This window comes from Bacillus sp. FAU18, assembly GCF_056033885.1.
The window spans coordinates 583,388-595,604 of record NZ_JBVYHZ010000003.1; the positions used below are offsets into that span (position 1 = coordinate 583,388).

Here is a 12,217-nt window from a genome sequence, read left to right on the forward strand (position 1 = left end):
AAGCGATGCAACAGAAACTGAACCAACATAGGGGTGAGGTTGAGATGTTTTCAAAAGATAAGCTTCCCGTTATCCTTTTTTTGTTCCTGGCAGGGGTGATTAATTACCTGGATCGCTCGGCGCTTTCCATTGCAGCTCCTTTTATTCAGGATGATCTCACATTGTCTGCAACGCAAATGGGCTTGATTTTCAGCAGTTTTTCGATTGGTTATGCGATTTTTAACTTTCTTGGGGGCGTGGCATCCGACCGCTATGGGGCAAAGCTGACCTTGTTTGTCGCGATGGTTGTTTGGTCGCTGTTTAGCGGAGCAGTCGCCCTTGCTTTTGGCTTTGTCAGTCTGCTGATTATACGCATTCTCTTCGGAATGGGAGAAGGCCCGCTTTCGGCGACCATCAACAAGATGGTGAACAACTGGTTCCCGCCGACCCAGCGGGCGTCTGTTATCGGTGTAACCAACAGCGGCACGCCGCTCGGGGGAGCCATTTCCGGCCCGATAGTCGGCATGATCGCAGTGGCGTTCAGCTGGAAGGTATCCTTCGTTCTCATTATGATTATTGGATTGATATGGGCAGTGCTCTGGTTCAAGTTTGTCAAAGAAAAGCCGCAAGAGACGATCAAGGAAGCACCGGCAATCAAAGCAGAAACGTCTCCCGGAGAAAAAATTCCGCTTACCTTTTACCTGAAGCAAAAAACGGTCCTGTTCACGGCGTTCGCTTTTTTCGCTTACAACTACATCCTCTTCTTCTTTTTGACGTGGTTTCCGAGCTATCTAGTCGACGAGCGGGGATTAAGTGTTGAATCGATGAGTGTCATCACGGTCATACCTTGGATTTTAGGCTTTATCGGGCTGGCTGCGGGGGGATTTGTTTCTGACTATGTGTACAAAAAAACGGCCCGAAAAGGTGTGCTGTTCTCGCGCAAGGTTGTGCTTGTCACGTGTTTGTTTTCATCAGCTGTCCTGATTGGTTTTGCCGGGCTTGTGGCAACGACTGCGGGGGCTGTCACTCTTGTCGCTCTGTCAGTGTTCTTTCTTTATTTGACCGGTGCTATCTATTGGGCTGTCATTCAAGATGTGGTTGATCAAAACAATGTCGGTTCTGTTGGCGGCTTCATGCATTTCCTCGCCAACACGGCAGGAATTATCGGTCCGGCTTTAACCGGATTTATTGTTGACCAAACAGGCACGTTTTCTGGAGCATTTTTGCTTGCCGGAGGGCTGGCTGTCTTCGCTTCACTTGCTGTGATTCGTTTTGTCCGTCCAATCATTGGCAAGCCAGCGGGAACAGGAGCGGAGAATCCTGTGTCTTATTAATCTGGAAATACAGTGGGAGAGGCGGTATGTTTGATGATACAATATACAGTAAATAATCGCAGCCGGTATGATAAGGAAGGGAATTAGATGGTAACCATAAAAGATATCGCAAAACTCGCAAACGTATCCCACACAACCGTTTCCAGAGCACTCAACAACAGCCCTTACATCAAAGAACATACGAAGAAAAAAATATTAGAGCTAGCAGAGCAGCTCAACTATACACCAAATGTAAATGCGAAAAGCCTGGCGATGCAAAAGTCGCATACGATCGGGCTGTTCTTTACAAGCATTACAAACGGAACCTCACACAGCTTCTTTGCGGACACAATCAAAGGCGTCAATCAAGCCATAAGTGAGGATTACAATCTGTATGTGCGGGGCATTGATGATCTGAAACACTATGACTCCGTTACACCGATGAGATATGACGGCATCATTTTAATGAGCCAAAGTGACATTGATAATTCTTTCATTTACCATATTCGCGAAAAAAATATTCCGCTTGTCGTGCTGAATCGTGATATTGATGATCGCACCATCACGAATATTTTGTCTAATGACAAGGAAGGCTCTCAAGAAGCTGTAGAATACTTCATTCAGTCCGGCCATCAAGACATCGCCATCATCGAGGGGATCGAAGGCTTTAAATCCTCCCAGCAGCGAAAGGAAGGCTACTTATCTGCACTGATTCAACATCATATTCCGATCAAGCATGAATACAGTGTCAAAGGACAGTACGATATGGAAAGCGGCTTTCAAGCGATGGAGCGGCTGCTGGCGCTGCCGAATCCTCCAACCGCTGTTTTTTGTTCGAATGATGACATGGCAATCGGAGCGATGAATGCGATATTCGCAAAGGGCCTGCGCGTTCCTGATGATGTTTCGGTGATCGGGTTTGATGATATTGGGTTTTCACAGTACATCACGCCAAGACTTACAACAGTAAAGCGCCCAGTGGAGAAAATCAGCGTGCTCGGTGCGCAAAAACTCTTGTCTCTGATCAGCGAGCCCGAAACAAAAGCAGAAAAAATCTTGGAAAACACAGAATTCATGGTGCGTGATTCAGTCAGACGATTGACGACGTGATGCCCCGTTTTTCAGCGGGCATTCTTTTATAAAGAAAAATGTTAACGTGTGCATAAAAAGAGGGAGGCAATAAGGATGCAGAAACTGAATAAAAATGTGTACGATCACTATACTCGGTATCCAGAAAAAATTCTCCAATTCGGAGAAGGAAACTTTCTTCGGGGATTTGTTGATTGGCAGATTGATCAATTGAATCAACACGCTAATTTTAATGGGAGCGTGGCAGTTGTCCAGCCAAGAGGCTCAGAAAAAATCAAACGATTAAATCAGCAAGATGGATTATATACGCTTTTTTTACAAGGAATGAAAGACGGAGAAGCGGTAAACGAGCATATGATTATCAACTCAATCAGCCGGGGAATTGACCTGTTTTCTGATTATGAAGCATACAAAGAATTGGCATCAAGCGAAAGGCTTCGGTTTATTATCTCCAACACCACTGAGGCTGGGATTGTATGTGATGAAAAAGATCGTTTAGAGGATAGGCCGCAAAAAACATTCCCTGGGAAATTAACTGCATTTCTCTACTTCCGCTATCAGGCTTTTAAAGGAGATCAGACAAAAGGGTGTGTCCTAATCCCATGTGAACTGATTGAGAACAACGGCGAAAAGCTGAAGGAAACGGTTCTTCATTATGCAGGTCTGTGGAAGCTGGAGGAAGGATTTACACAGTGGATTCATGAGGCCAATACATTTTGTAATAGTTTAGTAGACCGGATTGTTCCGGGTTTTCCCGTCGACAGCATTGATGAGATCACGGCGGATCTTGGCTATCAGGATGATTTGATAGTTGTGGGAGAGCAATATTATTTATGGGTTATCGAGGGGCCTGATTGGATTGGAAAAGAACTTCCCTTTGCGGCTGCAGGGCTCCATACAAAGATCGTCAGCGACCTCACCCCATACCGGACTAAAAAAGTAAGAATTTTAAATGGCGCTCATACAGCAATGACGCCAGTGGCTTTATTATACGGCTTAAAAACTGTTAGGGATGCTGTCGAGCATCCGGAAGTTGGGCGATTTATAAGAGAGCTGATTGACGACGAAATTCTTCCTGTTTTAAAAATGGAAGGTCTTTCTCAGTATGCTGACGATGTGCTGAACCGTTTTAAAAACCCGTATATTAAGCATTACCTGGAAAGCATTGCATTGAACGCCATTTCCAAATTCAAAACGAGAAACCTGCCGACTCTTAAGGAATATGCTGAACAAAAGGGACAGCTTCCAGAACGCTTGGTGTTTTCTTTCAGCGCTCTTCTGTATTTTTATCATAATAATGAGACATTGCAGGATGATCCGGCAGTGCTTCAATTTTTCAAAGAGGTTTGGTGTCAGGAGGATGGCGACATGCTTCGGATTGCATCAAGAGTGTTAGGCGAACAGCGGCTGTGGGGGGCAGATCTCAATGAGATACCGAAGCTGACTGATAGAGTCGCTGTTTACTTGAATCATATTCATGAGCTGGGCATGCAGCGGGCTCTTGAACAATACTGCATACAAGGGGGAGAGGTACGTTGAAGTCGTTTATAAAGATTCATAAGCAAGATAATGTCCTTCTTGCTCTGCGGGATATCCAAAAGGGAGAGAGGCTGCATGCGGACGGCGTGTCGATTGAAGTAAAGGATGATATAAAAAGAGGCCATAAGATTGCATTGCAGTCTATCAAAGAAAACGACAGCATCATTAAATACGGGTTTCCAATCGGTCATGCATCACAAGATATCTCGATCGGAGAGCATATTCATGTCCATAATACGAAAACAAACCTGTCTGATATCCAATCATACAGCTATACACCGAGATTTGATGAAAATCCGTATTCTAATGAGAACCGGACGTTTAAAGGTTTTAGAAGAGAAAACGGAGATGCGGGTGTACGGAATGAATTGTGGATTGTCCCAACTGTCGGCTGTGTCAATGGAATAGCAGAAAAAATGCTGCAGCGTTTTGTCAGAGAAACAGGGGATATTGCTCCATTTGATAACGTACTGGTGTTAAAGCATCAATACGGATGCTCGCAGCTTGGCGATGATCATGAAAATACGAAGCAGATCCTGCTGAATGCCATTCGCCATCCAAATGCCGGCGGCGTCTTGGTGTTAGGGCTTGGCTGTGAAAACAATGAGCTGGCAAGAATGAAGGAAGCACTGCAAGATGTGAACTTGAAGCGGGTGAAGTTTCTGGAATCCCAGTCGGTGACCGACGAAATGGAGGCAGGCGTTGCTTTGCTGATGGAAATTCATGAAGCGGCCAAAGGAGATAAGAGAGAAGACATTCCGCTGTCTGAACTGAAGATCGGGCTGAAATGCGGAGGTTCGGACGGTTTTTCCGGCATAACCGCAAACCCGCTGCTTGGACGTTTTTCAGATTATCTCATTGCACAGGGAGGGAGTACTGTGCTGACGGAAGTACCGGAAATGTTCGGCGCAGAAACCATCCTGATGCAGCGGGCTGCCAATGAAGAAGTGTTTCATAAGATAGTCCAATTAATCAATGATTTTAAACAATATTTTATCAAACATGATCAGCCGGTGTACGAAAATCCTTCACCGGGCAACAAAGCGGGCGGCATTTCTACACTTGAGGATAAATCGCTGGGCTGTACGCAAAAAGCGGGGAGTTCTCCTGTCACGGATGTCTTGAAATACGGGGAAGTGCTCAAGACAAGAGGGCTGACGCTTTTGAGCGCGCCAGGCAATGATTTGATCGCCTCCTCCGCATTGGCGGCTGCCGGCTGCCAAATTGTCCTCTTTACAACGGGAAGAGGCACGCCGTTTGGCACCTTTGTCCCGACGGTGAAAGTAGCGACAAACACCGAGCTGTATGAGGCGAAGCCGCATTGGATTGATTTTAACGCAGGCCTTTTAGCAGAGGATGATGTTCATGAGGAATATGTGCTGCGTGAGTTTATCCACTATATGATTGAGGTGGCAAGCGGCCAGCTTGTGAACCATGAAAAAAATGATTTCAGAGAACTCGCCATTTTTAAATCGGGTGTGACGCTATAATAAGAAAAGGCTATCCTTCAAGCGGATAGCCTTCTTCATTAAATCAATTTTAAACCGCTGACTAAAATAATGGACGCCATAATAAATTGCAGTGGACGCGGGGAGAATCGAGGCGAAAGATGGCTTCCGATCAGCACGCCGGGAATTGAACCAATGAGCAGATTAGCTGCCAGCATGTAATCCACGCTTCCGAAGCTTGCGTTCAAAATGCCTGCTGCCGTAACAAGAAGAAATGCATGCGCGATATCGGTTCCGACAATCTGTGACGCTTTCATGTTAAATAAGTAAATCATGGCAATTGCAAATAATGAGCCGGAACCGATTGATGTTAATCCGACGATAAACCCAAACACAACACCAATAAGAATTGTCAGAGCCCTCTTATTTTCAAGCGGCATCAGCTGCCAGCGGTTGGGACGAAGTTTTCTATCCAAAAACAAACGAACGATGATTGAAATGGCAACCAGCGTTAACACATATCCTAGAGCGTGCTTAATAATTTCTTCCTGATGCTGGTGAAAGGCGGGGAACAAATGCAATATGCCAATGGCTAGCGAAGCACTCGGAATACTGCCGATGGCTAAGTATTTTACCAATTTAAAGTTAATCGTTTTCTGCCGCCAATGGGAGGCAACGCCAAACAGCTTTGTGATCGAGTTATATACAAGATCTGTACCGACCGCGATGGAAGGATTAATTCCAAGCACAATTAAAAGGGGAGTTAATAAGGCCGCTCCACCCACTCCCGTCAATCCGACTAAGGCTCCGACAAACAAACCCATCAATATGATGCTTACACTCATGATAAAGGCCTCCTGAAAACCCGACTATTTTTATCAGATTATATATGATTAGGACGCGTTAATCAATTAAATTTTTTGAATTTTTGCACGTTAGTTGCTTGAAATTTTGGTATGCTCAATATCTCTATTCATTTGCCCTATAATGAGTGTCTGGACGAAATCGAGAAGTACTAAAGGCGCAAAAAAAAGATACCTCTTAACAGGTATCTTTTTTCTTGTTTACGCTACATGCGCTGCTGATAGAAAGGAAGCTCAGTGTGGCCCATTTCCCGCACATACACGAACAGGTTGCCTTTATGGTGAATTTCATGCTCCATTGCAAGCTGAAGCAGCGCGCGGCCTGTGACTTTTCTGCCGAAAGCGGATGTCAGATCAATTTCTCTGTTCAGCTGCTCTTCAGTCAGCTGTTCAAGGATAGCGACCGTTTTTTCTGTATATGTTTTTGCCAGAACATTGAGATCTGTTTCTGTTTCTTCCTGCTTGTTTTGAAATGGTGAGGCATTGCCTTCCTTAATGACATTTGCGAACAAGTGGAAAGACGTAAGAATGTGTTTGACCAGCTCTTCTGCTGACATTGATGTTTCTGCCGGTTTGTAGCTGTAATGGTCTTTGCTGATTTTTTCGGCAAGCTCATTGGTCACGTTTCGATGGGATAAAAAATGGCTGACAATTTGATTGGATTGGCTCATTATGATCTCCTCCATATGTAAAAATAAATGGTGCAATGAAATCCTATATCAACGGTTATGAATTCACAAGTAATATGCTGTGGGATGAAACAAAATGCTATGTCAATCGTATATATAACGTTCACAATACATGAAATGGAGTATAAACATGACTAACATACCTTTCATTTATCAGTACGAAGAAAAAGAGAATGAAAGAGCTGCGGCGGGCTACGGCACTTTCGGTTACCTTATCACACGGATTGAAGAAACGCTTTATGATCAATACGGTGTATTCTATGAGCTCTATGCCAGTGATGATCCAAATACGGAATACTGGGAGCTTCTTGTAGAAGATGTCCGCAGCGGTTCATTGGAGCCTGAGCATGTGGCATATATATTTGAAAAGCTTGAAAAGAAAACCTTTGCTTACGATGAAGATGAGAAAGAACCGGATTATACCGTCCATAAGTCTATAAGAAACAGTGTATACGCGTATCCTGAAAAGGGAGTTGCTTTTGTCAGAATTCCATATTTTCAAGATGGGAGCATTATGAGTTTTGATTGTCTGTTTGCGGTTAACGATGAAAAGATGCGTGCATTTCTGGAGGGAGTCAGACCGCGTCTTTGGGAAAAAAGCAAGCGGAAAGTGACCGTGTTTACGGATGGAGATGGAGGGATTTCAAGAGAGCAGGAAGCCATTGTCAGAGAGGTTCAGCGGAGTCAAGTCATCATGAATCCGCTATTGAAAAAAGAGATATACAGATCAATTGATCAGTTTTTTCATAGTGATAAATCGTTTTATCAAACATATGACATCCCTTACAAGCGCGGCATTCTGTTATATGGACCTCCTGGAAACGGAAAGACGACGTTAGTGAAGTCGATCGCAGGCAGTATCGATGCACCTGTTGCTTATTGGCAAATTACTGAATTTACGTCGAGCGAGACAATAGAAGAAGTCTTTCAGGCAGCGAGACGCCTCGCTCCTGCAGTTCTGGTCATCGAGGATATAGATTCGATGCCGGAAGATGTGCGGTCCTTTTTTCTCAATACGCTGGACGGCGCGACATCAAAAGAGGGGCTATTTCTCATCGGTACGACAAACTATCCCGAAGAGATCGATCCAGGTTTGATGAATCGTGCAGGGCGATTTGACCGTGCCTATGAAATCGGGCTTCCGGATGAAGAGTTGCGGCTGGAATATATGAAAATGAGAGGCTTTGGCATCTTTTTGAGTGAAGGAGAAATAAAAAACGCCGCAAAACTTACAGAAGGCTTTTCCTTTGCACAGCTGGGAGAATTATATGTATCTTCAGCCCTTCAATGGCACCAAGAAGGGAATCACCATATTGAAACCATGGTGAAAGACATGACAGGAGAGCAAAGAAAAAGCCAGCGGGGAAGCTGGATGGAAAGAAACAAAGTCGGTTTTCACTAAAAGAAAGCACGGGTGTTTGAAAAACCCGTGCTTTTTTGTTGCGGTTAGCCGAAATTCGACAATTGCGGTTATTTTGCGTTCTTCTTTTTCTTGTAAATATGATAAAATATGACATATCTCGGGTAATTCAAAAGGGGGGATTAATTGAGGATGAAGCAGACGATTCCGTCCTCTTATGTCGGGCTTAAAATTAATGAATGGTATACTCATATCCGGCAGTTCCACGTCGCTGAAGCCGAACGGGTCAAGCTCGAAGTAGAAAGAGAAATTGAGGATATGGAAGAAGACCAAGATTTGCTGCTGTATTATTCTTTAATGGAGTTCAGGCATCGTGTCATGCTGGATTACATTAAGCCTTTTGGAGAGGACACGTCGCAGCTAGAGTTTTCAGAATTATTAGAAGACATCGAAGGGAATCAGTACAAGCTGACAGGGCTTCTCGATTATTACTTTAACTTTTTTCGAGGAATGTATGAATTTAAGCAGAAGATGTTTGTCAGTGCCATGATGTATTATAAACGGGCAGAAAAGAATCTTGCTCTCGTCTCGGATGATATTGAGAAAGCCGAGTTTGCTTTTAAAATGGCCGAGATTTTTTACAATTTAAAACAAACCTATGTTTCGATGAGCTACGCCGTTCAGGCATTAGAAACATACCAAATGTATGAAACGTACACCGTCCGCAGAATCCAATGTGAATTCGTTATTGCAGGTAATTATGATGATATGCAGTATCCAGAAAGAGCATTGCCCCACTTAGAACTGGCTTTAGATCTTGCAAAGAAAGAAGGCAATCCCCGCCTGATCAGTTCCGCCCTATATAATCTCGGAAACTGCTATGAGAAAATGGGTGAACTGCAAAAGGCAGCCGAATACTTTGAGAAATCTGTTTCTATTTGCAAGTCGGAAAAGTTCGATAATCTTCCGCATTCTATCTACTCTTTAACACAAGTTCTGTATAAACAAAAAAATGACGCCGAAGCGCAAAAAAAGTATCGTGAAGGATTGGAAATCGCCCGTCAATACAGTGATGAATTATTTGTGGAGCTTTTTCAATTTTTACATGCGTTATACGGAAAAAACATAGACACAGAATCAGTCTCACACACCTTTCAATTTCTTGAAGAACATATGCTGTATCCTTATATTGAAGAGCTGGCGCATGATGCTGCCCAATTCTATATAGAAAACGGACAGCCCGAAAAAGCACTTTCATTTTATGAGAAAATGGTGCACGCACAAAAACAAATCCAGAGAGGAGATTGTTTATATGAAATCTAAATGGATGTCAGGTTTGTTGCTCGTTGCGGTCGGGTTCAGCTTTACTCAGGTGATGGTTCATGCAGGTGAAACAGCAAACACAGAAGGGAAAACATTTCATATTGCGGCACGCAATCAAACATGATGCATAAAAAAGACCCTTAGGGGTCTTTTTTATTTCTTCAGCTTCCATTCTTTTATCGTCAGCTCAGAAGATCCACTTGCCACCAGCGGATCCGCATGCCCGATTTCCGCTGCCTCTTCCAGTGAATCTGCTTCGATGACATACGCTCCGCCTGTGGCGTCGCTGAATGGCCCAAACATTTTTAAACGTTTTTCTGCCTGTAAACGATCCAGAAATTCATAGTGCCCAGCCACATGCTCCTGATTAAATTTCTCCGTTCTCATTGTCAGCATTAAATATGTATACATATTCAGACCCTCCGTGAACTTCAATTTAACACATTTATCCATATTACGGTGATAGATATATGAGCTTTTCGTCCTACGAATGCCACCTATTTATGAAAAAAGAAAAGGAGAGATGATAGGTGAGCATTCCAGTAAAGAAAAATTTGGTTTCTGAGGCGAAATACGCGTTGAAGTGTCCTAATGCGATGTCCGCTGAATACATTACCATTCACAACACGGCAAACGATGCGTCAGCGGCCAATGAAATCAGCTATATGATCGGGAACACAAGCTCGACAAGCTTTCATTTTGCAGTCGATGATAAAGAGGTGATTCAAGGTCTGCCGCTTAACCGAAACGCCTGGCACACAGGTGACGGCACAAACGGTCCGGGAAACCGCAAATCAATCGGCGTTGAGATTTGCTACAGCAAATCGGGAGGCCCGAAGTATGAGGCAGCTGAAGCCTTGGCGATTTCATTTGTTGCACAGCTGTTGAAGGAGCGCGGCTGGGGCATCGATCGGGTGAGAAAACATCAGGACTGGAGCGGAAAGTATTGCCCGCACCGCATTTTATCAGAGGGGCGCTGGGATCAAGTGAAGGCGGCGATTGAAAAGGAATTAAACGGTGGCGTATCAGCGAAAAAAGCTGCAGTCTCTTCTTCGGCGTCTGAATATCATGTAAAAAAAGGCGACACACTGTCAGGGATTGCCGCATCACACGGGGTCAGTGTGAAAACGCTGCAAAGCATAAATCATATCTTTGACCCGAACCACATCAAAATCGGACAGGTGATCAAACTGCCTCAGACGGCATCTGCTTCTAAAAGCCATGCCGCATCCTCATATCCGCTCCCATCCGGCGTGATCAAAGTGACAAGCCCGCTGACGAAAGGGACAAAAGTAAAGCAGGTGCAGACCGCTTTAGCCGCTCTTTATTTTTATCCTGATAAAGGAGCGAAAAATCACGGCGTTGACGGCGTTTATGGCCCGAAAACAGCAAATGCAGTGAAACGTTTTCAGTCTGTCAGCGGTTTAACGGCTGATGGGATTTACGGTCCGAAAACGAAAGCGAAGCTGGAGGAAAAGCTGTAATAAAAAGACGGAAGCTGTAAAGCTTCCGTCTTTTCACCTTACATACAAACTGCGGCAAGCACCTTTTGAATATCATAAATGCTTTCATCTTTTTTAAACTGCTTTGAGACGGCGGGAAGTTCCGCGCCGGAGATCCAAATTTTCAGCTCTGAATCAAGATCAAAGCGGCCGGCGGTTTCCACGCTGAATCTGGAAATGCTTTTGTACGGAATCGATTGAAATTCCGTTTTCTTGCCTGTGATTCCCTGTTTATCTACAAGGATAAGCCGCTTGTCAGTAAAGACAATCAAATCGCGAACCAGCTTAAACGCGGCTTCAACATTCTCACTCTCCAGCAAAATATGGGCAAGCTCTTCTTTCACAGCAGCCGTTGAAAGTGTTGACGCATTGCCGAGTAATCCATCAATAAACCCCATCATATACCTCCTCTGCGTATTCTATCAAATCATACTATAAAAAAGGTTTTCATTCATAGATGAGTAGAGTAAACTGGTGCTGACTGGTAAAGGGGGCGTTCAAAATGGAAGATATGTATGACAGCTTTGCGGCCCTTTCTGCTTCTGAGTCGGAGTACCGGATTATTTATGAGGAGAAAAACGGAAGTGAGCTTATCGTCCTCGGTCCTCACGGCGGCAGAATTGAGCCTGGCGTCAGTGAACTGGTGCGGGCATTTTCTGATCGATGTTCCATCTATTTGTTTGAGGGTCTAAAGCAGCGAAACAACCGTTCCTTGCATCTCACTAGCATTCGTTTTGATGAGCCGCTGGCTTTAGAAAAAGTGAATGACCACCATTACGCATTAGCGTTTCACGGGTATTATGATCCGAAAATCCCGCATACATTGGTCGGCGGGGCGGATCGTAAAAAAGCCAAGCTCATTTGTGAGCGTCTGAATGAAGCGGGTTTTAGCGCCGAGCTCACTAATGAGAAAGACCGCCTGGCAGGTGTACACCCAAACAATATTGTCAATCGGACGAAAAGAGAAATGGGACTGCAATTGGAGGTAAGCACGGCGCAACGAAACGCGCTATTCCGCAATTTTGGGTGCCGTGATAAAAGCTACATACAAAACGATTTGTTTGATCGATATGTGGAAGCCGTCAAGCTTGGCTTTTATAAATAAAACTAGA

13 protein-coding genes are annotated in these 12,217 nt (G+C 44.3%); 9 read left to right on the forward strand and 4 right to left on the reverse strand.

What is annotated here, in order from left to right; translation table 11 throughout:
• Positions 1-44 precede the first annotated feature (44 nt).
• From AC0OMU_RS03315 to AC0OMU_RS03330, 4 genes are all read left to right on the forward strand, one after another.
• Positions 45-1,313 carry an MFS transporter gene (locus AC0OMU_RS03315; RefSeq protein ID WP_047182474.1) on the forward strand — a complete coding sequence of 423 codons (1,269 nt, stop codon included), beginning with the start codon at positions 45-47 and terminating at the stop codon, positions 1,311-1,313.
• An 87-nt stretch (positions 1,314-1,400) separates the two neighbouring features.
• Positions 1,401-2,402 (forward strand): LacI family DNA-binding transcriptional regulator, encoded by a 1,002-nt coding sequence (locus tag AC0OMU_RS03320; RefSeq protein ID WP_047182475.1) that lies wholly within the window; start codon positions 1,401-1,403, stop codon positions 2,400-2,402.
• Between the two features lie 75 nt (positions 2,403-2,477).
• Positions 2,478-3,920: a tagaturonate reductase gene (locus tag AC0OMU_RS03325; protein ID WP_474240905.1), complete on the forward strand. Its 1,443-nt coding sequence runs from the start codon at positions 2,478-2,480 to the stop codon at positions 3,918-3,920.
• Positions 3,917-5,410: an altronate dehydratase family protein gene (locus AC0OMU_RS03330; RefSeq protein ID WP_327830588.1), complete on the forward strand. Its 1,494-nt coding sequence runs from the start codon at positions 3,917-3,919 to the stop codon at positions 5,408-5,410. The genes AC0OMU_RS03325 and AC0OMU_RS03330 overlap by 4 nt, the downstream gene beginning before the upstream one ends.
• A 38-nt stretch (positions 5,411-5,448) precedes the next feature.
• On the opposite strand, the gene AC0OMU_RS03335 is transcribed toward AC0OMU_RS03330, so the two are convergent.
• Both AC0OMU_RS03335 and AC0OMU_RS03340 read right to left on the reverse strand, forming a co-directional pair.
• Positions 5,449-6,213: a sulfite exporter TauE/SafE family protein gene (locus AC0OMU_RS03335; RefSeq protein ID WP_014476525.1), complete on the reverse strand. Its 765-nt coding sequence runs from the start codon at positions 6,211-6,213 to the stop codon at positions 5,449-5,451.
• 224 nt (positions 6,214-6,437) lie between these two features.
• Positions 6,438-6,902, reverse strand: coding sequence for a DinB family protein (locus tag AC0OMU_RS03340; RefSeq protein WP_047182478.1), 465 nt, complete (start codon positions 6,900-6,902; stop codon positions 6,438-6,440).
• 148 nt (positions 6,903-7,050) lie between these two features.
• Between AC0OMU_RS03340 and yjoB the strand changes: the two genes are divergently transcribed.
• The 3 genes from yjoB to phrA all read left to right on the forward strand — a co-directional run bounded on the left by yjoB (position 7,051) and on the right by phrA (position 9,727).
• Positions 7,051-8,322, forward strand: a complete 1,272-nt coding sequence (yjoB, locus tag AC0OMU_RS03345; RefSeq protein ID WP_474240906.1) for an ATPase YjoB — start codon at positions 7,051-7,053, stop codon at positions 8,320-8,322.
• Between the two features lie 144 nt (positions 8,323-8,466).
• A complete protein-coding gene (gene rapA, locus AC0OMU_RS03350; RefSeq protein WP_080030661.1) occupies positions 8,467-9,603 on the forward strand; it encodes a response regulator aspartate phosphatase RapA in 1,137 nt (378 codons plus the stop codon).
• On the forward strand, positions 9,593-9,727 hold the full coding sequence (gene phrA, locus AC0OMU_RS03355; RefSeq protein ID WP_003245487.1) for a phosphatase RapA inhibitor PhrA: 135 nt from the start codon (positions 9,593-9,595) through the stop codon (positions 9,725-9,727). Before rapA ends, phrA begins: the two co-directional genes overlap by 11 nt.
• 29 nt (positions 9,728-9,756) lie before the next feature.
• Here the strand turns inward: phrA and AC0OMU_RS03360 are convergent, their stop codons facing one another.
• Complete coding sequence (locus tag AC0OMU_RS03360; RefSeq protein ID WP_003232731.1) at positions 9,757-10,014, reverse strand: YciI family protein; 258 nt, start codon at positions 10,012-10,014, stop codon at positions 9,757-9,759.
• 119 nt (positions 10,015-10,133) lie between these two features.
• Between AC0OMU_RS03360 and AC0OMU_RS03365 the strand changes: the two genes are divergently transcribed.
• Positions 10,134-11,087 (forward strand): N-acetylmuramoyl-L-alanine amidase, encoded by a 954-nt coding sequence (locus AC0OMU_RS03365; RefSeq protein ID WP_015483118.1) that lies wholly within the window; start codon positions 10,134-10,136, stop codon positions 11,085-11,087.
• Between the two features lie 38 nt (positions 11,088-11,125).
• Here AC0OMU_RS03365 and AC0OMU_RS03370 read toward each other — a convergent pair whose 3' ends face one another.
• Positions 11,126-11,503 (reverse strand): PH domain-containing protein, encoded by a 378-nt coding sequence (locus tag AC0OMU_RS03370; RefSeq protein WP_047182479.1) that lies wholly within the window; start codon positions 11,501-11,503, stop codon positions 11,126-11,128.
• Between the two features lie 104 nt (positions 11,504-11,607).
• Between AC0OMU_RS03370 and AC0OMU_RS03375 the strand changes: the two genes are divergently transcribed.
• A complete protein-coding gene (locus tag AC0OMU_RS03375) occupies positions 11,608-12,210 on the forward strand; it encodes a poly-gamma-glutamate hydrolase family protein (RefSeq protein WP_015252289.1) in 603 nt (200 codons plus the stop codon).
• Positions 12,211-12,217: the final 7 nt, after the last annotated feature.

What these genes read in the sequence shown, in the direction of transcription:
- phrA (WP_003245487.1), top strand. Translation starts at nt 9,593, where the DNA reads ATGAAATCTAAATGGATGTCAGGTTTGTTGCTCGTTGCGGTCGGGTTC.
- AC0OMU_RS03375 (WP_015252289.1), top strand. Translation starts at nt 11,608, where the DNA reads ATGGAAGATATGTATGACAGCTTTGCGGCCCTTTCTGCTTCTGAGTCG.
- yjoB (WP_474240906.1), top strand. Translation starts at nt 7,051, where the DNA reads ATGACTAACATACCTTTCATTTATCAGTACGAAGAAAAAGAGAATGAA.
- AC0OMU_RS03325 (WP_474240905.1), top strand. Translation starts at nt 2,478, where the DNA reads ATGCAGAAACTGAATAAAAATGTGTACGATCACTATACTCGGTATCCA.
- AC0OMU_RS03335 (WP_014476525.1), bottom strand. Translation starts at nt 6,213, where the DNA reads ATGAGTGTAAGCATCATATTGATGGGTTTGTTTGTCGGAGCCTTAGTC.
- AC0OMU_RS03315 (WP_047182474.1), top strand. Translation starts at nt 45, where the DNA reads ATGTTTTCAAAAGATAAGCTTCCCGTTATCCTTTTTTTGTTCCTGGCA.
- AC0OMU_RS03320 (WP_047182475.1), top strand. Translation starts at nt 1,401, where the DNA reads ATGGTAACCATAAAAGATATCGCAAAACTCGCAAACGTATCCCACACA.
- AC0OMU_RS03370 (WP_047182479.1), bottom strand. Translation starts at nt 11,503, where the DNA reads ATGGGGTTTATTGATGGATTACTCGGCAATGCGTCAACACTTTCAACG.
- AC0OMU_RS03360 (WP_003232731.1), bottom strand. Translation starts at nt 10,014, where the DNA reads ATGTATACATATTTAATGCTGACAATGAGAACGGAGAAATTTAATCAG.
- AC0OMU_RS03340 (WP_047182478.1), bottom strand. Translation starts at nt 6,902, where the DNA reads ATGAGCCAATCCAATCAAATTGTCAGCCATTTTTTATCCCATCGAAAC.